We start from the raw sequence: 24,812 nt of genomic DNA, 5'->3' as shown, positions 1-24,812 counted from the left end.
CGGGAGGTCGAGCAGGTATGAGAGCAGGAAGGAATATGGGCAGATTGGCTGTGCTTCTGCTGCTGACGGTATGGCTTGCAGCAGGCTGCGGTGGCCAGCAGGAAGCCGAAATTCAAGATGGACGCAAGGTGCTGCATATTTTCCAGTTCAAAGTGGAAATCGCCGAGGCGCTGGAAGGGCTGCAGAAGGAATTCGAGCAGGAGCACCCGGACATCAAGCTGGAAATTCAGACGGTGGGGGGCGGCAGCGATTACGGAGCTACACTGAGGTCGAAATTCGCCTCTGGGGAAGAACCCGATATTTTCAATATCGGCGGATACCGCGAGATGGAAATGTGGGAGGAATACCTGGAGGATTTGTCCGACCAGCCCTGGGTCAAGGATGTCAAGGAGCTGGCCAAAGAGCCGATGACCAAGGACGGCAAATTATACGGGCAGCCGATGAACCTGGAAGGCTACGGCTTTATATATAACAAGGAGCTGTTCCGCCAGGCCGGCATTACCGAGCGCCCGGTGACGCTCAGCGGACTGCGGGAGGCGGCGCAGAAGCTGGAAGCCGCGGGCATCATCCCGTTTTCCAACGGGTATCAGGAGTCCTTCGTGCTCGGCAACCATAATATCAATGCTGCTTTTGCTTATCAGAAAGACCCTGCGGCATTTATCCAGCAGTTAAACGAAGGGACGGCAAAGTTCGCGGACGACCCGGTCGTGCAGCAGTGGTCGGATCTCTTGGAGCTAACGCTGGAATACAGTAATCCGAACCCGCTCACCACGGATTACAACACCCAGGTAACGCTGTTCGCCAGCGGCAAAGCCGCGATGATGCAGCAGGGTAACTGGACGCAAGGGCAGATCGACGGGATCGATCCGAATCTCGACTTGGGCATACTGCCCATGCCGATTGACGACACGGCAGAGGATAATGACGTACTGTTCGTCGGGGTGCCGAACAACTGGGTCATCAACAAGAATTCCCCCGTCAAAGAGGAAGCGAAGACCTTCCTCAACTGGCTGGTCTCCTCCGACACGGGCAAGAGGTACATTACCGAGGAGTTTCAATTCATCCCGGCTTTCGATACGATTCAAGGGAAAGAGGAGGCTCTCGGCGCGCTCGGCATCGAGGTGCTGAGATACACCGATGCAGGCGAAGCGCTAACCTGGAATTGGTTCCGGTTCCCGAATGGCATGTCTGGTGAATTCGCCAGCAGCATCCAGGCCTACATCGGCGGCAAAATCACGAAGCCCGAGATGTACGAGCAGTTCCAGCAAAACTGGGACAATTTAAGTGTGGAATAGGCAGGCTCAGAAGCGTTGATGGCAATCTATCAATGCTTCTTTTTTTTGGGCAAAAATGAGGGGAGTCTATCCATCTGCTTTGTTCTTTTGCTACAATGCATTAGGATGAATAGGGAGAATGATCAGCTATTGAGGGAGCTATGTATGAACAGAATACTGCGCTTTTTACGCCGTTTCATGCTGCAAAAAACGATTTATCGGACGTTCCTCGTTTACTATTTGCTCGGTAACCTGCTGCTGCTCGTGCTGCTTGGGATGTTATCCATTCGCGATTCGACCCGGATGATTACGGAAGAGGTGATCCGGTCAAGCAACAAGGTGATGGAGCAAGCTGCTCAAGGCTTGAGCTTCAACCTGGAGGAGACGAAGCGGTCGCTGCTGGTGCTGGCGAGCAACCAATCCGTCGGAGCGATTATGCGGCATGCTGAGGTGCCTGATATGGCCTATTTGCTGCAGCATGAACGGAATATTTCTGAAATTACACAGAGCATCAATACGTACCAGTCATTAATCAGCGATGTTCTCATCCTGGGGAAAAACGGGTATGTCAACAATTTGAACGGGCGGAGTTCGCTTTGGTGGGAGTATTCTTTCGGGGCGCAGCCTTGGGCACAGGAATCCTTTCAGCCTCGGCAGGGAGATTATTTTTTTAGCCTAGGCATACATCATCAGGATTATTATTTAAGCTCGGACATTTCTCGTTATGGACGTCCCACCTTGTCCGTAGCCATGCAGGTCAAAGGCTTTCGCCGTGAGGTCATCGGCTCGGTCATTGCCAACCTCGATTTGCAGAAGGTAAACAGCATGTTCGAGCGCAACAACTATCAGAACAATGGGAGCATCTTTCTGATTGACGAGAACAGGAGAATCATCGTTCACCAGAATAACGAAGAAATCGGCCAAATCATGGACATTGATGGGATCGATGAGATATACGAGCAGAAGTCGGGCAATTTCCGCACGCCATTGTACGGGGAGGAGCATTTGATTATTTATCAGCCGACGGCCGTTGAAGGCTGGATGATGATCTCCGCCGTACCGATGAGTGAAATCACAAGCCAATCGGCTCCGCTAAAGTCGAACCTGGCGCGAATCCTTTACCTGTGCCTGATTCTAAACGTGCTGATCAGTCTGGCGGTCACCTTTCGCATTTCCCGGCCGATGCAAGGCCTGCTGAAGACGCTGGACAAAATCGGAACCGACGACATGCTGTACATTCGAGATAAGAACTACCAGTATCACGAAATCAATCAGATCGGTATGAAGTTCAAAGAGCTTATGGATCGGATCGATCTGCTCATTCAGCAAAACTATTTGACTCAGATTGCGCTGAAAGAAGAAGAGCTGAAGGCGCTGCAAGCCCAGATCAATCCTCATTTTCTGTTCAATACGCTGCAACTGCTGCAGACGGAAATTGTATGCGGTAACATCGAGTCCTCCAATCATATCGTGCTTTCCCTAAGCCACATGTTCCGTTATTCGATGAGACAGTCGGGTGAGCTTGTGGAGCTTAGAACGGAGCTCGAGCACGTACGGAATTATCTTTATATTATGAATAAAAAATACGATGACCGCTTGCAGGTCGAAGAGTGCATTGCGGATAAGCGCGTATTACCGTGCAAAATACCTAAGCTATTGCTGCAGCCTGTCGTGGAGAACTGTATCCGGCATGGATTCGGTGAGGATCGGCGGGAGGGTGCCATTCGCATCAGCGTAACCACAGTGAAGAGAGGCCTGCTCATCGCCATTCGGGATAGCGGCAAAGGGATGAATGCGGATGAGCTGAGACGGCTGAGGCGGCAGCTGGACAAGCCGGATGGGAAGAACGGTAATATCGGCCTTTATAATATCAATCACCGGATTAAGCTGAACTTCGGACAGGATTTCGGAATCCGGATCCGCAGCACAAGAAATGCCGGTACTTGCGTATATTTAGTTGTGCCGAGGATCGAATAAGCTCGTTTTACGAGGGGGATATGCCATGAAATTGCTAATAGCGGATGACCAGACTTCCCTGCACACTTTTTTGGATAAGACGATGGACTGGACAGCCTTAGGGATTACGGAAATCAAACATGCTTACGACGGCCGGGAAACTCTGCAGCAGCTTGGAGAGTTCCTGCCGGATATCGTCATACTGGACATTCAGATGCCATTTATGAGCGGGATCGAAACCTTGCAGCAGTTGGATCATTCCATAAAGAAGCCGAAAACGATCATTGTAAGCGCCCACGATGAATTTGCCTATGCGCAGGAAGCGCTGCGTCTTGATGTCTATCAATATTTGCTGAAGCCTGTGGATGTCGTAATGCTGAAGAAAACCATTCATGAGCTCTCATCCGCCATACAAGCAGAGCAGCAATCCATTCTGGCCCATGAATTCGGGAAGCTGGTGCACTCCAGGTCTGGGTATGCAAATAGCCTCGCAGCTGTCGAGCGGGCCTGCTGCTTGCTGAAGCTCCAGCAATGCGCCGTCCTCCATATCGAAGGAGAGGGCCTGAATGAGCACATGCTTGGGGAATGGCTGCTGCAGGCGGAGCCGACGCTGATTCCAGTAGTTTATCGAAAGAGTCGGGATAAATACAGCTGCCTGTTGGGAATAACCGCCTCTATGCCAGAATCCCGGTTTCTGGAGCTGTGCCGGGAGACGTTATCCCGTATACAAGCCCATGAATCCGAACTTGCGTTGAGCATCGGAGTAAGCCGAATGATGGACGGATGCCATGCTGACAAGCTGCCGGAGCTGCTGGAGCAGAGCGAGGAAGCCGGCATGCTGAGCTTCTATACCTGTGAGCCCGTGAATGCGTATCAGGAGGAGGCGTTCAACAAGGCATGGGGCATGCAGCACTTTCAGACCTACGAGCAGGCCTATCGGGAAATGGTTGTCCGCGAATTCGCGCCGGAGGCCGCCAGGGAGCTGACGGCAGAAATGTTCGATTGTTTCTGCAACTCACGGATTCCGCCGGAGGATGTCTATTCTCTAGTTCTTCATTTTCTATACGTCATTGCCCAGTCGATTCCGTCTATGGGCAGGTCAAGTACGAAGCTCAATAACATCACCATGGATGACCTTAGGAGTTATCGTAATATCCGGGAGCTGGAGCTATTTTTTATGAGCTTAATCGATCATATAGCCAGCATCATGAAAGGCCCGAACCTGACGGAGGATATGGTCATGAGGGTGAAGCAATATGTCGACCTCAACTATGGGGAGGATTTGTCTCTGCAAATGGTGGCGGATCGATTTGGTGTAGACCGCTTTCAGTTAAGCAGGCTGTTCAAGCAGGAGATGAATGTGAACTATTGGAATTACGTGATTCAGATCCGCATGGAGAAGGCCGCCGAATTGCTGCTCCGCACGGAGGAGAAGAACAGCGTGATCGCTTCCGTGACCGGATTTGTGGATGAAAGTCACTTCAGCAGGACGTTTAAAAAATACTATGACGTGTCCCCCAAGCAATACCGTCAGCTCCATCGAGGCGAGAAACATTAAGCCGTGCAACGAAATACAAGAAGTTGCGCAACAATATGAATTCCGCCGCGAAAGGAACCGGAGTAAGCTTTGAAATGAGTGTAAGTGCTTACAATGTTGAAATAAGGGGGAACTAAACGTGAAAAGAAAGTCACTGCTGTTGATTATGGTTATGATCGTCACGATGGTGCTCAGCGCCTGCGGAGGCAAAGACAGTTCTGAAAGCGCAGCCAGCGGCGCCGAGGGCGGGCAAAGCAAGCAAAAGGTGAAGCTGAGCATCCTAGCCTGGAACAATGAGTCCGAAATGAAGCCGGTGCTGGAAGGGTTCCAGAAGAAATACCCGCATATTTCTTTCGATTTCCAATTTGCTCCGCCGGTCAAAGACTATATTTCGAAATTGCAGACGATGCTGCTGTCGGATTCCGCGACGGATATTTTTATGATCGCTGCCGAGAACCGCAATGAAATTATCGACGGCGGACATGCGATCGATCTGACCGACTATCCGTTCATGGATGTCATGCTCGACAGCAATAAACCGATGCTTAGCAAGGACGGAAGAACCTACGCTTTTACGCAAAACGGCTGGGTAGGCGGTTGGTTCTACAATAAGGCGCTATTTGAGAAAGCAGGCATTACGGAGCTCCCTGAAACTTGGGATGAGTTCATCGCCGTGTGCTTGAAGCTGAAAGAGGCAGGAATTGTCCCGATTTATGATACCATGCAGGATTTGACGCAAATCCATTCGGCTCTATACGGGAACATGGTGCTGTCCCAGGACCCTGATTTTGACGAGAAGATCTTTGCTGGCGAAAAAACATTTGCCGATGGATGGACAGAAGTGTTTAAAGTGTGGAAAAGAGATTTGATCGATACGAAAATTTTGACCTCCGACATGATTGGCCTGACTGGAGATCAAGTCGAAAGCGAGTTTGCACTCGGCAATGTCGCGATGTTCTTCAGCGGCCCGTGGGTGATGGATAAATTGACGCAGGTGCCGGATCTGGATTTCGGAGTCATGGGTCTGCCTGGATTCGAGAAAGGCCAGAGCTACTATGTCGGGGCGCCAGGCGTAGGGTTTGCGGTGAATAGCAAGACGAAGAATAAAGAGGAAGCGCTGCTGTTCCTGGAGTACCTGAGCACGGAAGAAGGCCTGCAGCTGTTCTATGAGGGCACGAATTTAATCATGACAGCCAAAGGCTTCGAGGCGGAAGTGCATCCTGCCCTGCAAAACGCATATGAGGAAGGCCTGATGCAAGGCAGAATCTATTTGCCTATGGTAACTTGGCCAAGATACCAGGAAGCGCTCAGAAATCAATTCGTTGTATCGACCCAGGATATGGCTGTAGGTAAGATAACGCCGGAGGAAGCTGTTCAAGCCATTGATAAGAAATTCATTGAGATGGAGAGTTACTAAGGTCTAGCTCACTGAAAGGAAGATCAATCTTGGGTAAATTTCTGCGACAGCTGCAATACCAGGTGTTTCTGATTCCGATTCTGATCATTTATACCTTGTTTACGATTTACCCGTTAATTCGCTCATTTATGCTTAGCCTGACTAATTTTAACGGGTATTCAACGAACTATGACTTTATCGGTTTAAAAAATTATGTGCGCTTGTTCGCCGACAATGCGATCGTATCGGGAATATCATTTACGATATTGTTTGCGGTCGCAACAACGGTGCTGGTCACTTTACTAGCGATTCCGCTAGCGCTTGTTCTGGATCAGAATTTTTTCAGCAAAAATGTACTGCGGGCGGTCTTTTTCTTCCCGTCCATTCCGAGCGGCCTGCTGTTGGCCTTTATCTGGGGCTTTATCTTCGCGCCGATCCCGTCGGGGATTCTGAACACCTTCCTGCGCGAACTGTTCGGGATGTCGGCCCAGCCATGGTTATCCGATCCTGTACTGGCTAAGATTTCGACGATTGTCGTCGCTGTTTGGGCCACGACTGGATGGCACGCGGTCATTTATCTGGCCTTCCTGCAGTCGATTTCCAAGGACTTCTTCGAGGCAGCGGCGATCGATGGGGCCAGCAAGTGGCAGCAGATCCGCTACATTACCATTCCGCTGCTGGCTCCGGCGATGACGGTGAGCGTGCTGCTCTTAATCACTAACGGCTTGAAGGTCTATGAGATCCCGTTTGCATTAACGAACGGCGGACCTGGTTTTGAGACGCATACGATTACGCAGGTGATCGTGCTCCGGGGGATTTCCGAAGCTCAGTTCGGACTCGCTTCTGCGATTTCGGTCATCTTCTTCCTTATCGTGCTAGTGATTGGCTTCGTCCAATTCAACCTGATGCAGAAAAGGGAGGAGCGCATGCAATGATAGGATCCAAACGGAAATTATGGATACTGGATGTTCTTATGCTTCCTTTCGGACTGCTCACTTTTTTCCCTTTTTACATTATTATCGTCAACACGTTTAAAAGCGAATTCGAAACGGCAACGAAGCCGGTCAGCTTGCCTACAAGCTGGAACTTCTCGAATTATGCCAGAGTCTTTGAGGAGACGCCGATACTGCGCAGCTTCGGCAACAGCTTGTTTCTGACCGTAACGGCCGTTATCCTGATGGTACTGATCGGAGCCATGGCAGCTTATCCAATCGTGTATAACCGGACTCGCTTAAATCGGGTCATTATGGGATACCTGCTGCTCGGGTTCATGGTTCCGTTTCAGACGCTGCTGGTGCCGCTGTTCCAGTTGATGACCAACTTGAAGCTGGTAGATAAGCTGTATGGATTAACGACGATGTATTTAGGGGGCTCGGTGTTTGTCTTCTTCCTGATCCTGGGGTATATGAAGACCATTCCGAGGGACTTATCGGAGGCGGCTATCATTGATGGCTGCTCGATCTGGGGCATATTCTGGAAGATCATCCTGCCTTTGCTGCAGCCGATTACCGTAACCTGCGCCGTGCTCCAAACGATGTGGATCTGGAACGATTTCCTGTCCCCGATGCTGTTCCTTAGCTCCCGGGAGAATACAACGCTCGTTCTGGAGATCTATAAAGCCAAGGGCGAATTCGCGGTCAATTGGCCGATGTTCATGACGATGACGGTCATTACGCTTGCCCCTGTGTTTGTATTCTTTATCGCCATGCAGAAGCAAATCGTAGAGGGGATCGTTGGCGGAGCAGTGAAAGGGTAAGAGGAATTCAGGCAGTGAGAGATAAAAACACGAAGCCAGTAATACAGCCAAATTTAGCCGAGCTGGGATAATAAGAGCGTGGAAACAGGCTGGAAATTGAATAGGAACAACAAGCTGAAAGCTACCTTCAACGGGATGTTGGGGGTGGCTTTTTTTGTTAATTCAACCATATAAGGGGCTTTATGACTATACAAGATTAAATGTAAGTTAGCCGATAAAGATGATACATATTAATAAATATGGGGAATGGAGGAAAATATTTGGGTGGGGCTTATTTTCATTCTTTTCATAGCTAACATACTGGCCTTTTCTATTGCGATTTATTTTATTAAATATAGATATTTATAAAAAATAACGAATTCAAGATTATTAAATGAATCAGGTGAGTCGATCGGAGAAATATACCTCCCTGGGGAGATAACGAGTCCGTGTCTAGGAAAAGACAATAAAATAAATGTTACGGTAAATATCCCTAGGAAAAATCACGGGTAACTGCTTGTATTGTATCGGGTATTCAACATAAATGAGGAGAATCAACGTATGACGGATAAATTTACTGAACTAATCGCCATGAAAAAGTCTCGAAAAAAACCTCAGGAAGGTGATATATTTGTCATTCAACCAAAGGAGAACCATTACTACTTTGGCAAAGTAATAAAGACGAATATCCAAGGGAAGAATCTGAATTTTGAAGGTATGAACCTGATATTTATGTATAATTGCTTATCTCACAACAAAGAAATACCTAGAAATTTAGATGAATTTGAATTTTTATTTGCACCGACTGTAGTGAATTTCCAGGGTTGGTTGAAGGGGTACTTTGAAACGGTTGGGAATCAGCCTTTAACTGTTAAGGAGCTAAACGTCGATTACGGCTTTTATGACGATCCTGAGAGGCAAGATAGATTTTATAATTTAGAAGGTGAGCGCATCTTACATAAACCCAAATATTTGGACTTTGTAGGCCTCGCAAGCTATGGCTATGTTGGGAGGCAGGCTTATAGAGTACTATATGGAAAAGAGTATTAGTAAACAGTTCGAGTATATAAAGAGCTTCTGTAAAGTTAACACTGTAAACAAAAGAGTATCAGATCCCTCAGTTTAATTTAAAGAACAGAGGGATCTATTTTCATTGCAGCTTGCAGGAATTTGTTGGACGACAAGTTAAATCCTGTAATAGCCAATGTTATTTTATTAAATAGATTCACTCTCCGTTCCTATGGTTCCTTAAATAAATAATCAAAGAAGGTGAATATATGAAAGTTATCTTTGAACAAAACTAAATAGTTAGTGGTTTTAGAAGGAAGATATGATCCAATTGCTTCCCAGCCTTCTCAAACCCATTGGATTAGAAAACTCATAATAAACTTCTGGAGGAATTTTATGAGGAGTCTTATTGATGTTACATCTATCAAATTATGGATGGACAGAATGCAAGTCGTAAGGAAAGCAATTGAGGGTTTTTGGGAAAATATTAAATTGTATAGGGAGGAGGATCCCGAAGAATTTGAAAAGAATTTCCCCAATTATGATCCAGCGTTTCTAGAAGTCGAGGTTCAATCAGTATCAATTACTTTTGATAATTTTCCAGAATTGAATTACAATCATGTTCATGTTGTCATCCCCATAAGATACAAGGGTAAGAACATGGGCATGTATAAGATCTTGTTTACATTTGATGGTCATATAGAAGATGATTTTTTTATAATTGATTAGTAATAAATTATATCGTTAAGCACACAAATGAAAACGCCCGTTACCACGGCTAAAGTGGAAACGGGCGTTTGTGCTTTATATGTTTACTGTTCTTCTGTACACGGGAAGAACAACTTTGGTTCCTGCTTAGATTACAACCACAATCATTTTCTAAAACAACAAAAGCCCTGCCTCTCTTTTGTCCTTGCGGCTCCGATGACCGCGCCAGTGTGAATCAGAAATACATTAAATCCTTACTTTGGGTCATTCATAGGAATTTTCATACCTGGTCAGGTATAGGAGGGCTATAATCTTGTGAGGAACTGCTTTTAAAGCGGAATTGCAACTCAAATATTGATTATATCATAGTTATTATACTATTGCAAAAAGAATGTTGTAAGACCTAAATTGTATAAATTACTCTTATATTTTACATTCCAAATGAAATCCCGCTCCAGTAGCACTGAAGCGGGGAAATACATTGCGGATATAACAGTATTAGTACCGAAAAGCAGTTGCCTTAAAGTACATATACTGTTTTAAAGCATGCGTCTGAGCCAAAGCAGGATCTATACATCAGGGGGATTCGCTGCACCCAAGTATTAATTCGAATCTTGCATCTAGTTCACAAAGGCATAGCTATCGTTCGTTTTATTCAACATGTCCTTGAATCCGGAAGTAGCATACAACTTCTTCTCTTTGGAAATGAACAAGGCCTCTGTGTCCGGTGTGTCCTCGATGAACTTCAACCCGTCTTCGATGCCGAGCACGAACAGCGTTGTGGACAGGGCATCCGCATCGGTAGAATGCTTCGTTACGACGGTGACACTGCTGATGCCATTTTCAACCGGATAACCGGTTCCAGGATCGAGAATATGCTGATAGAGCTTGCCGTCCTCGATAAAAAAGCGCTCATAGATGCCGGAGGTGACGATGGTCTTGTCGGCCACTTGAATCGTGCCGATTGAGTTGCCGCGTTCTTTGCCCGGGTCCTGAATACCGATGTTCCACAACTTGCCGCCCGGCTTATTGCCCATGGCATAAATATTGCCGCCGAGATCGATGATAGCGCTGCTGAAGTCTTGTGCCTCCAAATATGCGTAAATTGCATCTGCGGCATAGCCTTTGCCGATGGAGCCGAGGTCGATGGCCATGCCTTCTTTTTGCAAAAAGATTTCGTGCGTGTCCTTATTCATTTCTATTAAGTGATAGTCGCTAAGTCCTTTGGCGGCTTCGATCAGATCGGCGTCTGGCACCTTGGCGCCCTCATGGCCGATATTCCACAGCGACACTAGATTGCCGATGGCGGGATTGAACCTACCATCCGTCCGCTTCGCATAGTCGAGAGCTTTCTCAACCAATTCGAACGTCTCCTTTGAAACTTTAACGGGCGACTTGCCGGAATGGCTGTTTACCTGGTAGATTTCGCTGCTCTCCAGCGTACGGCTGATTTTGCTGTCAATGTCATTCAGCAGGGCTTCAATTTCGTTAAAATGCTGCCGTGTTGCGCGATCATCGTATATTTTCACGTTGACGACGGTGTCGAAGATGAAGAACGTTTCTCCCATCGGCTTCATGGTCTCATGCGTATTCGCTGTCGTATCGCTGGATTCGCCGGAGGCCTTGGACAGGCCTGGGTTTGTACCGCAGCCAACCAGTAAAGCCGTTGATAGCCATAGCGTTAATCCTAAAGTAACCAGTTTATTGTGCTTCATAAACGCCGCCTCATTTCATTTGCTTCTAAATTGATCCATTCAAATTTATTGTATCAAGGGCGGGAACAGGTTTAAAGTACTTTTTTTCACAAAGTAATGATTATTCCATTAAAATCCTTATAAAGTGAGGGTTTTGTGACAACTGGGAAAATGAGAGAAATCGCACAGGTTAGTCATTGAACAGAGGGTATAATGAGATCATCTAAGATTTATATAATCAAAAAATAAGGGAGTTTTCTCTATGAAACGTGGAGATATCCTGCTGGTCGGCTTGATACTCGTGATTGCCCTGGCATTTCTGATTCCCAGGTGGTTTTTTGAAGATTTAAGTGAAAAGAATCACAATGGCAGTCCGCTTGTCGCAAATATCAAGGTCGATGGCAAGCTGGTACGATCCGTGGAGCTGACGGAGGAGGAGCAAATCATTGAAATTGAAACCGTGGATGGTCTCAATATTTTGAAGGTGCATGATTATGGCATAGAGATGATTGAGGCGGACTGCCCAGATCAGTTATGCCTGACCTTCGGCTTTGTCCAGCGCAACGGGGGGACAATTGTCTGTCTCCCGCACAAAATGATTGTAGAAATTGAAGGACCTTCCGGGGAAGGAGATGAGATCGATGCCGTCGTTCAATAAACCGACCGCGCCGAGAACGCTCGGCAGCGAGTCATCCACTCTCATGTTGAAAAGAACGGTTATCGTCGCGATTTTCGCTGCGGTTGCGGTTGTGCTGAGCCTGATTGAATCAATGATTCCGATCAATATGGGCGTACCCGGCGCCAAGCTGGGGCTTGCGAATATTATGGTGCTGACCTGCCTTTATTTCCTGCGGGCGAGGGATGCCCTGACGATGGTGCTGCTGAAAACACTGCTTACCGCCTTTATTTTCGGTACGTTCTCCAGCTTCTTGTTTAGTATTATGGGCGCGTTGTTCAGCTTCGCAGCGATGTGGTTCTTGCTCCTGGTAGGACGCAAAAGACTGAGCATGATCGGCATAAGCATCGTCGGGGGAATTGCCCATAACATCGGGCAGCTTACCGCAGCATCCTTGTATTTCCTGACGACGAAAATATTCTACTACCTGCCAATGCTGCTCATTACAGGGGTACTGACGGGAATTGCGGTCGGGATCGCGGTTCGGTACTTGATTCCTGCGCTTTCCAGACTGTCTTTGTTTGAATCTTTTCTGACGGATTAAGGGAGTGGAGAAGATGGCTGCAGCTGAATTTGCATATGAATTGAAGCGGGCTTCCTTCGCTTATGCGCCGGATACCCCGGTTCTGGATGAGGTGACGCTCCGCATCGCTTCCGGGAGCTGGGTATCGCTCGTGGGGCCGAACGGCTGCGGTAAATCGACCCTTGCCAAGCTGCTTGGCGGGCTGTTGGCCGCAAACAGCGGTACGGTCATGGTTGAGGGCCGGGAGCTGACACGGGAGTCGGTCCCGGAGATCCGTCCCCGGATCGGCATGGTGTTCCAGAACCCGGATAACCAGTTTATCGGCTCCACGGTGGAGGAGGATATCGCTTTTGGACTGGAGGGGCGCTGCCTCTCCCGCAAGGAAATGAGAGCCCGGGTGAAGCGTTACGCCGAGAAGCTGGAAATCAGCCATCTGTTGGCCAAGCATCCGGCGGAGCTGTCGGGGGGACAGAAGCAGCGGGTAGCCATCGCTTCGATTCTGGCGATGAAGCCCGGCATCGTGATTTTCGATGAAGCTTCTTCCATGCTGGATGAAAGAGCTCGCGGAGAGCTGCTGCAAATCTGGCAGGACATGCGCAGGAACGGGGATTATACGCTCATTTCTATCACGCATGATGCGGAAGAGATTATGGCCTCGGACCGGGCAATTGTACTCCGGGGCGGGGCCATCGCTGCCGATAAAACCCCGGCGGAGCTATTTGCAGATGAAGAGCTGCTGCAGGCGTGCCGTTTGATTGCGCCTTACCGGGTGAGGCTGCTGCAGGAGCTGAGGAACCGGGGGATGGATGGAGCGGGCATTATCCATGGCTGGCATTGAGGAGGCGGTGACATTATGGCGATTACATTCGAGGAAGTCAGCTATGCATACGATGACGGCAGCTTATGGCGAAGCGGAGCGCTGGAGAGGGTCGAGCTTGAGATTCGACCCGGAACATTCACAGGAATTGCCGGGACGACAGGCTCCGGCAAGTCGACGCTGCTTCAGCATTTCAACGGCCTACTGAAGCCGACCGCAGGCCGTGTACGGGTTCTGGATGCGGTGGTGAATGCTCGGGAGAAGGCGCCTAAAATGCGTGAGCTGCGCAGGCGCGTAGGGCTGGTCTTTCAATTCCCTGAGCAGCAGCTGTTCGAGGATACGGTAGAGAAGGATATTTGCTTCGGACCGCTTAACTTTGGAATGTCTCTCGCGGAGGCCAAGGAGCGGGCGAAATGGGCCTTGTCCCTGCTTGGGCTGGATGAATCGGTTCTGCAGAGGAATCCTTTTCATCTCAGCGGCGGGCAGATGCGCAAGGTAGCCATAGCTTCCGTTCTGGCCATGGACCCGGATATTATCGCCTTAGATGAGCCGACGGCTACCCTTGATCCGCAGAGCCGGGCTGAGCTAGCTGCCCTGCTGTCGACGCTGCACCGGGAGCAAGGAAAGACCGTCATCGTCGTGACGCATCGGATGGAAGAGCTGCTTCCGTATGCGGATGGCTGGGTCATCATGAAGAACGGCCGAACGCTGTTCCAGGGCACGACCGATGCGCTCGTTCGGGAAGCCGCCTTCCTCGAGCAGGAAGGATTAGCCATTCCAGAGTGCATTACGCTGTGGAACAAGCTGGCGGCAGAGTACGGGCTCGAGGCCGAGAAGCCATGCTTGACGCCGGAGTCCTTGGCGGATCGTCTCGCGGAGGTGCTTGCGGCGGAAGGCGGAGCAGGAGAAAGAGAGGGGAGACGGGCATGAGGGGCAAGCTGCTGATCGGCCGGAGTATCGATACCGGCTCCTGGGTGCATGGCGTTGATCCTCGCGCGAAGCTGACGGCCATGCTGCTGTATCTCATCGCGATTGTCGCTGTTGGCTCATGGCCTGCGCTTGGCGTCGCTGCCGTTTTTTCCCTCGCTTATATGACGGCCACGAAGATTCCGCTCAATTATTATGTCAGGGCGGCAAAACCGCTCTGGGTGCTGATGGTGTTTATCTTCGCCGTGCAGTGCTTTACGGTCACCGAGGGAACGGTGCTGTGGCAGATCGGCTCATGGACGCTTTATTCCGGAGGAGTCAGCCTTGGGCTGATCTCGGCTTCGCGGATGGCGCTGCTGGTTTCTTTTACCGCGATCCTCACCTTTACGACGACGCCCGGGCTGCTGAACCAAGGGATGGCCGGCGTACTGAAGCCGCTTGAGGCCATCGGAATATCCGCCCAGCGCTTGACGCTGATGATGAGCATTGCGCTGCGATTCATCCCGACGATTCTTGATGAGTCGCAGAAGATCGTGAAGGCGCAGGCCGCTAGAGGCGCAGATTTGCGGGAGCTGCCATGGAAGGAGAAGGGGAGAATGCTCGTATCGCTTCTCGTTCCGGTGACGGTCGGTGCTTTTCGCCGGGCGGAGGAGCTGGTGCTGTCGATGGAGTCGAGGGGATTTCAAATCGGAGCGCCGCGTTCGGAGTATCACTTGCTCGTCTGGAAGCGCCGTGACACCTGGTTTGTGCTGTCCTTTGCAATACTGGCTGCCGGTGTGCTGGCGTATAGATTTTTGATGTGAAAAGCCAGGGATGAGGCTGAGCTGTGTTCACGATAACGCAGGGATATTTAAATAACCGTTATTCAGTTATATCGTGAAAAAAATCGCAATAAATTCAACTTTATAAATATAAACTGCTAGTACAGCTTAGTTGAGGCAGGAAGGGGAGAAACGCTGTGGCACGTTATTTTCATGGAAAAGAAGTCGAACTGCTTGCGCCGGCGGGAACGTTTGAGATCTTCAAGGATGTCATCCGGGCCAATTGCGATGCTGTTTATTTTGGGGGACCGAGCCTCAATATGCGCATGATGCGCAAAGGTTATAATTTCAGCCGGCCGGAGATGGTGGAGGCGATTGAGCTGGCCCATGGCTTGAATAAAAAAGTGTACGTTACCGTAAACAACCTGCTGGACGAAGGGGAGCTCGAAGAGGCGCGAGGATATTTGCGCTTTCTGGAGCAGGCTGGGCCGGACGCCATCATTGTGCAGGATTTCGCTGTTCTGGCGCTCATTCAGGACATGGGCTTGAAGCTTCCCGTGCATTCCTCGGTCATGATGAATGTACATAATCGCGAAATGATTGAGGCTCTCCGTCAGATGGGCGTTACCCGAGTCGTTACGTCCAGGGAGATGGACCTGAGGACGACGCGGTATTTGCGGGAGACGACCGGCATGGAGCTGGAATATTTCATTCACGGCGACATGTGCTCCGTGCATGGGGCGAATTGCTACTTCAGCTCGCTGGTGTTCGGGATGAGCAGCAACCGGGGCAAATGCCTGAAGCCGTGCCGCTGGGACTACCGGGTGAAGAAGGACGGCTATGTGTATCCTTCCGAATATCCGCTTGCTGTGAAGGATATGTTCATGTACGAGCATATTCCCGAGCTGATTCATGGCGGAGTCACTTCCTTTAAAATCGAAGGCCGCATGCGCGATACGGAGTTTGTGCTGATGCTGGTCAATGCGTATGGTGACGCAATCGATCGGTACATCGATGATCCGGTCGGTTTTGAACGGAGCCGGGACACCCAATTGCTGTACGACAACCGCAAGCGCGATTTGTCTACCGGTTATGCATTTGGCCGTCCAGGGCTGTCCTACATGAATAAACGCTATGAGGGGACAGGCAAATTTTATAGCACAGGCAAGGTATTCAGCACGCCGACGGAAGAGCGGAGGCTCGGAGACAAACGGTTGGGTGAGGTTGCGGCCTATCTCGCCGAGGTTGCAGCAAGCAGCAAAGCGGGGTGGCAAGAGGGCGAGCGAGCTAATGGCAACAACCAAAACAATCGAAATAACCGAATGGAGCTGTCTGTGCATGTGAACAATGCGGACCAAGCGCAAGCAGCGTTTGAGGCAGGGGCTGATCATGTTTACCTGTCGGGCGATGTGTTCGAGCCGGATCGTCCGTTCACGAAGCAGGAGATGGCCCGGCTGGCGGCGATCAAAGGGAACGCCAAGCTGTATTTGGGTTTGCCGCGCATGATGACGGAGCTGCACTTCGAGATGTACGATGGACTGCTGTCCGGTGAGCGGCTGCCGATCGACGGTATACTCGTGACAAATCTCGGCGCAATCCATAAATTTGCCTCCAAGGGATATCCGCTTGTGGGCGATATCAATTTGAATATTTTCAATCATTTGGCTGCAGAGATGTACGCGAAGTTGGGTGTAGAGCGGTTTACAGCTTCTATCGAGCTGCCGCTTCATGACTTGGCCAAGCTGCTGGGGAACGTGGAGGCTCCAATGGAGGTCGTGGTGCACGGCTCGCCTGCAATGATGTATATGGAGCATGATTTGTACGAGAACACAGAGGTGTTCGAGCCGATAGGCGAAGAGGATAACCGGTACGTCGATAACCGCATTCTGGTGCTGATGACTGACAAGGGAGAGAATCCGGTTTACCGCGATGTCCATGGGCGCTGCCATTTGATGCTGGCCAAGGAGCTGTGTCTGCTGCCCGTTATCCGGGAGCTTCAGAATGCCGGACTGGCGGTCTGCCGGATCGAAGGCGCGACCTACCAGCCGGAGCAGCTGCGGTCGATCGTTAGTACGTATAGAGCGGCGATAGAGAGACCAGAAACTGCCGGTGAGCTGTTCGCTGCTATGGCCCCGGTCTACGCAGGGTACACACTGGGGGCGCTGCAATTCGACGGCGGTGCGGCGGGTCAGGCCGAAGCTGCGGGAGAAGCTAGCGAAGGGAATCGGGAGCAAGAACGAGTGCAGGTACAAGTGTGAGTGTGGGTGTAGATGGGGGGGAGGGTTAGGGTCGAGTACTTTTAAATACCTAAAATGCATTTACATTCTAGATTTCACGCTAGCATCAAAAATAAAGGACACCTAAGGGCCTTATCGAGCGCTATCTCTATACTAATCTCTATCCTAACGTCTATCGTCAAAAAAAGGGAGTGGAAACGATGGCACAATACAGCGGACCAGAACACATACTTCAACAACGGCAGCAGCATTTCTACCCGTGCACAAGCTACTTCTACCGCAACCCGCCGCAGATCGTCAAAGGGGAAATGCAATACCTGTATGATCATGAGAACCGGCGGTATACGGACTTTTTTGCGGGGGTATCCGTCGTCGCCTGCGGTCATTGCAACCCGGACATCGTCAGGCGCACGGAGGAGCAGCTGAGAACGCTGCAGCATACATGTACGATATATTTGACTCAGCCGAATGCTGATTTGGCGGAGCGCATGGCGGAGGTGCTGCCTGGTGAGCTGAAGCGTACCTTCTTTGTAAACAGCGGATCAGAGGCGAATGAGGGTGCTTTGCTGCTTGCCCGTCTGCATACGGGAAAAAAGGGCTTTATCGCGTTGGAGCAGGGCCTGCACGGCCGCACGTATTTGACCATGAGCGTAACGGGGCTGCGCATGTGGCGGACGGATCCTCAGCTGGAATCGGATCCGGACGTGACGTTTATTCCCCGTCCTTATGAACGGGGAATGAGCGGGGATGAGGCGGCACAGCGCTCCCTCGCTGCCCTGAAAAAGGTGCTCGAAGAGAAGGGCGGCTGCATCGCCGCGATGATTGCCGAGCCGATTCAGGGCAACGCCGGCATTATCGTGCCGCCTGCGGGTTACTTCGCCGAGGTGAAGGCGCTGCTGGAGCAGTACGGCGTACTCTTGATCGCGGATGAAATCCAGACCGGCTTCGGCCGGACGGGGGAGAGGTTCGCGATCGAGCATTTTGGCGTCCAGCCGGACATCATCACGATGGCGAAGGCCTTGGGCAACGGCGTGCCTGTTGCCGCTTTCGCCGCGACGGACGAGATCGCCGCCAGCTTCAACCGCCCTTCGGCGTCCACGTTCGGCGGCAATCCGGTGTCGGCCGTCACCGCCATGGCAGTGCTGGACTACATCGAGTCACACCGATTAGTGCAGCGCTCCAAGCAGCTTGGAGCTGTTCTGCAGGAAGGCTTGCGCAGCCTGGCCGACCGCTTTCCGCAGGTCGTTACGGAGGTTCGCGGCATCGGCCTGATGCTGGGCGCCGAGCTCTGCGGAGAGGATACGCCTCGCGGCGCAGCGCTGGTGGACGACATATTGGAACTGATGAAGGACAAAGGATTTATTATCGGGAAGAACGGCGTGGATCGTAACGTTCTGGCCTTTCAACCGCCACTAGTCATCACGGAGGAAGATACCACCGCCATGCTGATGGCCCTGGAGGAGACGATATACACTTTAACCTAATGAGTTACTAGGCAATCATGACATCATCGTCTGAAGCACTAATCACGACAGCCCGATGGGCGAAGCTTTAAAATAGAGCCGATGGTTGCAAAAGGCCGCTATACTTAGCAGTTTTTTTGCATAACGGCTCTATGCATAACGGCTCTATGCGTAACGGCTCTATGCGTAACGGCTCTATGCGTAACGGCTCTATGCGTAACGGCTCTATGCGTAACGGCGCTTTGTTTAACAACCTTTTCGTTTAACAGTCTTTTCGTTTAACGCCCCTATGCTTAATAGCCAGTATACTTAACGGTTATTTCGCTTAGCGTCTATATGCGTAATGATCCCTGTGCTTAGCAGCCTTTTCGCCTAACAGCCTCTGTATAGCGGCTCTTCGCCAAACGGCTTCTTTGTAATAGCCTTAGCATGTTCTTTTTATAAGTGATTCTTTCTCAATATATGCCGTCAATTCAATAGGATAGGCGGGTCGGCCTGTCTTTTACATAAAAGTATGCCTTCTGTCTACCCGCGTCAAGGAGTGTGGAAGTTATGGAATACGCCCGCAAGCTGGGGTCCAAAATCAAGCTGTACAGTGAACTGGTCATGTTCTCGCATACCTTATTCTCGCTGCCCTTTGCCCTCATCTCGATGGTCTGGGCGGCGAAGGGGCTGCCGTCCGCACATGTGATGATCTGGGGGCTGATTGCCTTGGTCGCTGCGCGCAATGGGGCTAATGCGTTTAACCGCGTCGTGGATCGGGGATATGATGCCCGGAATCCGCGTACAGCGCACCGCCATTTGCCGCAAAGGCTGCTGGAGGCCAAGGAGGTACTGCTGTTCGTCGCCGTCAACTACAGCATCTTTATCGCCGCCTCAGCGATGCTTAATCCACTATGCCTCGTACTGTCCCCGGTGGCGATATTCCTGATCTCTTCGTACTCCTATATGAAGCGGTTTACCTATTTAAGCCACTTGTATCTGGGCTTTACAATCGCTTCCGCGCCGATCGGCGCGTGGTTTGCGGTGACTGGCCAATTCGCCTTTACACCGTTCGTGCTTGGAACGATCGTCATGCTGTGGATTGCGGGCTTCGATATCATCTACGGCTCGCAGGACATTGAATTCGACCGCAATCACGGGCTATGGTCGATACCCAGCTATTTCGGCTTGAAGAATGGCCTGCGTATCGCCGCAGCGCTCCATCTGCTGATGATCCTACTGCTGCTCGTGCTTATCCCGCTGCGGGGGCTGGGCTGGGTTTACGGCCTTGGGATCGGCATAGCCGTCATTCTCCTTCTTGCGGAACATCGCATCATTAAGCCGGGCAACCGGAAGCTGATGAAGATCGCTTCCTATAATCTGAATCAGGTGATCAGCATGGTAATCTTATTCACAACGTTAATCGATTTCTATATGCAGTGATTAGGGCTCGATACAGCTAAACTAGAGTCTAATCTAAAAAACAGCTCCCTTCGCCATTCGGAAGGGAGCTGCTCTGTGTGCAATGAGCAACCTTGATTATTTTTGGACTGTTTTATTGTAGTTGCCGATTTTTTCGGTAATTGCTTTGGCGGCATCGTCGAGCGCCTGCTTGGTGGATTTGCTGCCGCCGAGCGCTTCCTCGATCGCGCTCTCTACGATTTGCCGGGCCTCCGGGAACACGCCCATAACAGCCCCCTGCGTTGCCAGGCTTGGCTTGCTGGCATGGAGCTGATCGACCGCTGTCTGGAACTGCGGATATTTGGCCAGGTTGTCTTTTACGATTTGTTCGTCGTACGCCTTTTTCGTAATCGGGAAATATCCGGTTGCAATATGCCATTTCGCTTGCGTCTGCGGTTCGGCGAGATATTTGATGAACTCCCAGGCCGCCTGCTGCTCTTCCGCCGGCTTATTATTGAGAATCCACAGGCTTGCCCCGCCGATAATTACTCCGCCGTCAGAGCTGCCCTCCGGCTTCGGAAGGAACGCGGTACCGACCTCGAACTTGTCCCCGACGCTGTCCACGATGCCCCGCAGCCCTGCCGTGGAATCGAGAGTCATACTGACCTGTCCGGCGACAAAAGCTTTCTTCGTATCATCGGTTTTACGGCCGAGGTTAATGGCGGCCTGGCTGTCTACAAGTCCCTTCCACCAATCCAGTGTCTTGACGCCAGCTTCCTCATTGACTAGAGATTGGGTTGCCGCGGCGGTGCGTCCGTTTCCATTGTCGACGTACTCGGCTCCTTGATTCGCAAAAAACTGCTCCATAAACCAGCCGTAAATGGCGAAGGAGACAGGTGCTCCGTTTTTGCTCAGCGTCTCAGCGGCCTGCTTGAGCTCTTCATAGGTAGCTGGAGCTTTGTCGGGATCAAGCCCCGCGGCCTTGAACAAGTCTTTGTTGTAATACAGAATCGGATTCGACGTATTGAAAGGCATCGAATACTGCTTACCGTCAAAAGTATAGTAATTCATAATATTCTCTTCGAGCTGGCTGAGATCGTAATTCTCCGCATCGATGAATTGCTGCACCGGAGTAATAGCCCCCGAGTCGATCATGAAGCGGGAGCCGATCTCATACACCTGAATCAAGGAAGGACCGGATTTGGAATCCATGGAGGCCTTCATTTTATTCAAGCTCTCATCGTATGTGCCCTGGAAAATCGCTTCAACCTCTATCTTGTCCTGGGAAGCGTTGAAATCAGCAACGAGCTGATCCGCAGCTGTGCCGAGCTCGCCGCCCATCGAGTGCCACCATACGACCTTCGTCTTGCCGGCAGGCGCGGAATTCGCATTGTTCTTCGCATTGCTGGAATTTGCGCTGCTGCTTGCCGAGGCATCTCCGCCTGTGGCAGCTCCCGAGCCTCCGCCGCAGGCGGACGCAAGCATGGATAGAAGCAAAATCGTGATGAGCAAAAATGAGTGCTTAAGCTTGAACAGTTTCATTTGGTTTCTTCTCTCCCTTGTGATCTGCAATAAATTTTTATAAACATCCGTTCGTGAGAACGGGAGTTGCCATATCTTCTGTAAGACGTCTATTTAATCGGCTAAGCGATCTAAACGAACTAAGCGATCTAACCGATCTAACCTATCGAGTTTATCTAGCCAATCTAGCTAATCCGGTCGATCTGACTTATCTCTTAATCTAACTATTCCGCTTATCCGCTTACTTAGCTTGTTCACATCATTTAAACTTATCAACCATTCGATTTACTCAGCCACTTAGCTACTAAGCTTAATCGACCTTATTGATCTGTTTAATTCGTTCAATTCAATCAACCCATCTAACCCGTCCAAACCCAACTAACCCAACTAACCCAACTAACCCATCTAACCCGTCCAAACCGTTCAACCTTAACGGTTTACCGGAACTTTTCTTCACCAACCCTTTAAAAAAGCTATCCTATCCCTTGATCGCCCCAGCCGTTAATCCCCGTACAAGCTGCTTGAGCCCGAGGACGATGAGCAGCAGCGATGGCAGCAGTACGAGGGCGACCCCGGCGAGAACGACGTTCCACGCGGTCATTTCCTCGAATTGCAGCATGCTGATCCCGATTTGCACGGTGCGCATATTGGCGGTGTTTGTAATGAGCAGCGGCCATAAATAACTGTTCCAGGTGTTGAGGAACACGTATACGGCTAGCGTCGCCAGGCCGGGCCTTGCCAGCGGCAGAACGATGCCGGCGAAGTAGCGCATATGCCCGCAGCCATCCATGCGCGCTGCTTCGAATAGTTCCCGGGGCAATTGCAGGAAGAACTGCCTTAGCAGGAACACACCGAAGGCGGAGGCGAGAAAGGGGAAGACGAGACCCGGGTAAGAATCCAGCCAGTTCCATGATTTGATCAAGAGGAAATTCGGAATCATGGTCACTTCCCAGGGAATCATCATCGTCGATAGAAAGACCGCGAACCAGAAAGCCTTGCCGCGAAAGGCGATGAAGGCGAAGGCATAGGCCGCCAGGCTCGCCGTAACGAGCTGTCCAAGCATGACGAGCGTAGAGACAAGGAAGCTGTTGGCGATGAAGCGAAATACCGGGATGATCCGGATGACGGCCTCCAGACTTCCCAAATATAAGCTGGACGGGAAAAGAGCAGGGGGGAATTGGCTTGTCTCTTCCGGCGTCATAAATACCGAGAGGAAGGTGTACAGCAGCGGATAAAGGATGAATAACGACAGCAAGCACAGAGCGAGATATACTGCACCGTGGCGAAGCGAACGGGACAGCGTCATTGGTAATGCACCTTCTTTTCCAGAGTGGTGAATTGAATTAGTGTCAAAATCAGAATAAGCAGGAACAGGACGATAGCCATAGCGCTGCCCGTACCGAACTGATAATTGACAAAGGCTTCCTTGTAAATGGAATAGACGAATACTTCGGTCGATCCTGCAGGGCCGCCCTTCGTCAAAATATGCATTTGCCCGAAGGCTTGGAACGACCCAATGACCGAGACGATCAGCAGAAAGAACAGCGTCGGGGACAGCAGCGGCAGAATGATGCGGATAAAGGTGCGGATGGGTCCCGCTCCGTCTACCTTGGCGCTGTCGTACATATCCTCGGGAATGCCCTGCAGGCCGCTGAGCAGCACAATGAAATTAAAGCCGGAATTCATCCAGATCGTCATGACAGAAATCGATATCAGCGCCCAGCGCGAATCGGTCAGCCATTGTACTGCGGGAAGCCCCGCCAAATCGAGGAAATAATTGAACATGCCCAGCGTAGGATGGAACAGCATCATCCAAATCACCGCTGAGGTGCTGACCGAGACGGCAAGAGGAAGGGAAAAAACAAACTGAAACAGGCGCATTCCCTTGAGCCGGGAATGGGCGAGCGCGGCCATGAACAGGCCTAGAGCAAGCCCGCCCGGGACGGTGAGCAGCACGAATTTGCCGGAAACTTCCAGACTGTTCCAGAACTGGGCAGAGCCCAGGAGCTGCCTGAAATTGTCCAGACCGACATAAGCCGCGATATTGCCCCGCGGATCGGTCAGGAAGAAGCTGAGATATACCGATTTAATCAGGGGATATAAGAGGAACAGGCCGAACAGCAGGATGGATGGAGCTAGAAAAAGATAAGCCAGCATATGCTCCCTGAAGCTTTGCGTCACCCCCCGGCCACGTACGGCCTTGTACGAGGAAGTGGTGACTGAGGATGGAGCCGGCGCGTTTCTGACCGTGGTGTTCATAGATGATTCCCTCCTAGACTAGCGAACAAAGATCAAACCTAACAAAGATCAAACCTAACAAAGATCAAACCTAACAAAGATCAAACCTAGTTTAGACAGGAGGGATTAACATGGCATCAACGCGGGGTTAAGCTACCGTTAAATTTTTGGGAGATAACGAAAAGAAAGATAAAAAGATAAAAATAGAAAGATGAAGGGATGGAAAGATGGAGAGATGGAGAGATGGAGAGATGGAAAATAGGAACTATATCAGATGAACTGAAGACTGTTGCAGGCAAGGGGAGCAAAATAAATTGAGGAAATGGAAGGCATTCTGAAAGAAAGCTGCTTTGGGAGCATAAGGTTGTGTGTAGCCGCACTGGTCCGGATTTCCGTCTTCGTCCCTTAAGAACTTATACATCCAAGTAATCTGGGAACAGCAGCGACTGCGGCAACATTTTACATTTGGCCCTGCGCTCATTTTGATAGTTTAACTTATTTAAATGGATTTTTAGCCGCTAGTTTGTGGGGCTAGGAAGGGAAAGCAGATTTAAATGTATTTCATGTCATTATAAAGAAGGGAGATGGCCATGGATAGGCTGGACTTTTGATTTTAGGTACATAAATCCATCTAATCCGCTGAGACATTCGTTTAGGACATAATTAGATACATGAATTCCATCTAGAGCAACAACACAGCTTACTGCTTGGAGAGGCTTAGTGCATGGAAGATTTAATATACGCATCTAGAGCAACAACACAGCTTACTGCTTGGAGGGGCTTAGTGCATGGAAAGTTCAATATACGCATCTAGACCACAACACAGCTTAGTGCTTGGAAGGGCTTAGTGCACGAATATGCATCTTAGTGCACGACATACCTATCTTACACCTATTCTACACAGGTTAGTGGCGGACAGCAGAGTGTAACGGGCTTAGTGGCGGGCAGCATAGTGCAC

At 50.4% G+C, this 24,812-nt stretch carries 20 protein-coding genes; 16 read left to right on the top strand and 4 right to left on the bottom strand.

Annotated elements, in window-relative coordinates:
• Positions 1-17: 17 nt before the first annotated feature.
• The 8 genes from BN2762_RS08610 (at position 18) to BN2762_RS08575 (ending at position 9,635) form a co-directional block, all read left to right on the top strand.
• On the top strand, positions 18-1,295 hold the full coding sequence (locus BN2762_RS08610) for an ABC transporter substrate-binding protein (RefSeq protein WP_055106622.1): 1,278 nt from the start codon (positions 18-20) through the stop codon (positions 1,293-1,295).
• 144 nt (positions 1,296-1,439) lie between these two features.
• Positions 1,440-3,251 (top strand): cache domain-containing sensor histidine kinase, encoded by a 1,812-nt coding sequence (locus BN2762_RS08605; protein ID WP_055106621.1) that lies wholly within the window; start codon positions 1,440-1,442, stop codon positions 3,249-3,251.
• Between the two features lie 25 nt (positions 3,252-3,276).
• Positions 3,277-4,788, top strand: coding sequence for a response regulator transcription factor (locus tag BN2762_RS08600; protein ID WP_055106620.1), 1,512 nt, complete (start codon positions 3,277-3,279; stop codon positions 4,786-4,788).
• Positions 4,789-4,906: 118 nt separating this feature from the next.
• Entirely contained in the window at positions 4,907-6,184 is a 1,278-nt protein-coding gene (locus BN2762_RS08595) for an ABC transporter substrate-binding protein (protein ID WP_083484821.1), read from the top strand.
• A 29-nt stretch (positions 6,185-6,213) separates the two neighbouring features.
• The gene (locus tag BN2762_RS08590) at positions 6,214-7,098 is read left to right on the top strand and encodes a carbohydrate ABC transporter permease (protein ID WP_055106619.1); all 885 of its coding nucleotides are present in this window, start codon (positions 6,214-6,216) and stop codon (positions 7,096-7,098) included.
• Entirely contained in the window at positions 7,095-7,919 is an 825-nt protein-coding gene (locus tag BN2762_RS08585; RefSeq protein WP_055106618.1) for a carbohydrate ABC transporter permease, read from the top strand. The genes BN2762_RS08590 and BN2762_RS08585 overlap by 4 nt, the downstream gene beginning before the upstream one ends.
• 540 nt (positions 7,920-8,459) lie before the next feature.
• On the top strand, positions 8,460-8,948 hold the full coding sequence (locus tag BN2762_RS08580) for an immunity 26/phosphotriesterase HocA family protein (protein WP_055106617.1): 489 nt from the start codon (positions 8,460-8,462) through the stop codon (positions 8,946-8,948).
• A gap of 261 nt (positions 8,949-9,209) precedes the next feature.
• Positions 9,210-9,635, top strand: coding sequence for a hypothetical protein (locus BN2762_RS08575; protein ID WP_222861041.1), 426 nt, complete (start codon positions 9,210-9,212; stop codon positions 9,633-9,635).
• 599 nt (positions 9,636-10,234) lie between these two features.
• Here the strand turns inward: BN2762_RS08575 and BN2762_RS08570 are convergent.
• Positions 10,235-11,329 (bottom strand): FAD:protein FMN transferase, encoded by a 1,095-nt coding sequence (locus BN2762_RS08570; protein WP_055106615.1) that lies wholly within the window; start codon positions 11,327-11,329, stop codon positions 10,235-10,237.
• Between the two features lie 241 nt (positions 11,330-11,570).
• Here BN2762_RS08570 and BN2762_RS08565 point away from each other — a divergent pair, with 241 nt between their 5' ends.
• The 8 genes from BN2762_RS08565 (at position 11,571) to BN2762_RS08530 (ending at position 20,137) form a co-directional block, all read left to right on the top strand.
• A complete protein-coding gene (locus BN2762_RS08565) occupies positions 11,571-11,966 on the top strand; it encodes a NusG domain II-containing protein (protein WP_055106614.1) in 396 nt (131 codons plus the stop codon).
• Entirely contained in the window at positions 11,950-12,528 is a 579-nt protein-coding gene (locus BN2762_RS08560) for a Gx transporter family protein (RefSeq protein WP_230202460.1), read from the top strand. The genes BN2762_RS08565 and BN2762_RS08560 overlap by 17 nt, the downstream gene beginning before the upstream one ends.
• Before the next feature lie 13 nt (positions 12,529-12,541).
• Positions 12,542-13,345 carry an ATP-binding cassette domain-containing protein gene (locus BN2762_RS08555; RefSeq protein ID WP_055106613.1) on the top strand — a complete coding sequence of 268 codons (804 nt, stop codon included), beginning with the start codon at positions 12,542-12,544 and terminating at the stop codon, positions 13,343-13,345.
• 15 nt (positions 13,346-13,360) lie between these two features.
• Positions 13,361-14,254, top strand: coding sequence for an energy-coupling factor transporter ATPase (locus BN2762_RS08550; RefSeq protein WP_055106612.1), 894 nt, complete (start codon positions 13,361-13,363; stop codon positions 14,252-14,254).
• Positions 14,251-15,054, top strand: a complete 804-nt coding sequence (locus BN2762_RS08545) for an energy-coupling factor transporter transmembrane component T family protein (protein ID WP_055106611.1) — start codon at positions 14,251-14,253, stop codon at positions 15,052-15,054. Before BN2762_RS08550 ends, BN2762_RS08545 begins: the two co-directional genes overlap by 4 nt.
• Positions 15,055-15,209: 155 nt before the next feature.
• A complete protein-coding gene (locus BN2762_RS08540) occupies positions 15,210-17,270 on the top strand; it encodes a peptidase U32 family protein (RefSeq protein ID WP_055106610.1) in 2,061 nt (686 codons plus the stop codon).
• Positions 17,271-17,449: 179 nt separating this feature from the next.
• Entirely contained in the window at positions 17,450-18,733 is a 1,284-nt protein-coding gene (locus BN2762_RS08535; protein WP_055106609.1) for an aspartate aminotransferase family protein, read from the top strand.
• Positions 18,734-19,264: 531 nt separating this feature from the next.
• Entirely contained in the window at positions 19,265-20,137 is an 873-nt protein-coding gene (locus BN2762_RS08530; protein ID WP_055106608.1) for a UbiA-like polyprenyltransferase, read from the top strand.
• A gap of 96 nt (positions 20,138-20,233) precedes the next feature.
• On the opposite strand, the gene BN2762_RS08525 is transcribed toward BN2762_RS08530, so the two are convergent.
• The 3 genes from BN2762_RS08525 to BN2762_RS08515 all read right to left on the bottom strand — a co-directional run bounded on the left by BN2762_RS08525 (position 20,234) and on the right by BN2762_RS08515 (position 23,875).
• Positions 20,234-21,637, bottom strand: coding sequence for an ABC transporter substrate-binding protein (locus BN2762_RS08525; RefSeq protein ID WP_055106607.1), 1,404 nt, complete (start codon positions 21,635-21,637; stop codon positions 20,234-20,236).
• A 457-nt stretch (positions 21,638-22,094) separates the two neighbouring features.
• Positions 22,095-22,922, bottom strand: a complete 828-nt coding sequence (locus tag BN2762_RS08520) for a carbohydrate ABC transporter permease (protein ID WP_055106606.1) — start codon at positions 22,920-22,922, stop codon at positions 22,095-22,097.
• Positions 22,919-23,875: a carbohydrate ABC transporter permease gene (locus BN2762_RS08515; RefSeq protein ID WP_055106605.1), complete on the bottom strand. Its 957-nt coding sequence runs from the start codon at positions 23,873-23,875 to the stop codon at positions 22,919-22,921. The genes BN2762_RS08520 and BN2762_RS08515 overlap by 4 nt, the downstream gene beginning before the upstream one ends.
• Between the last annotated feature and the right edge of the window lie 937 nt (positions 23,876-24,812).

This window comes from Paenibacillus ihumii (genome assembly GCF_001403875.1).
GTDB lineage: Bacteria > Bacillota > Bacilli > Paenibacillales > Paenibacillaceae > Fontibacillus > Fontibacillus ihumii.
The sequence above is the reverse complement of the archived record's forward strand: the minus strand, read 5'-3'. Positions and strand labels throughout refer to the sequence as shown.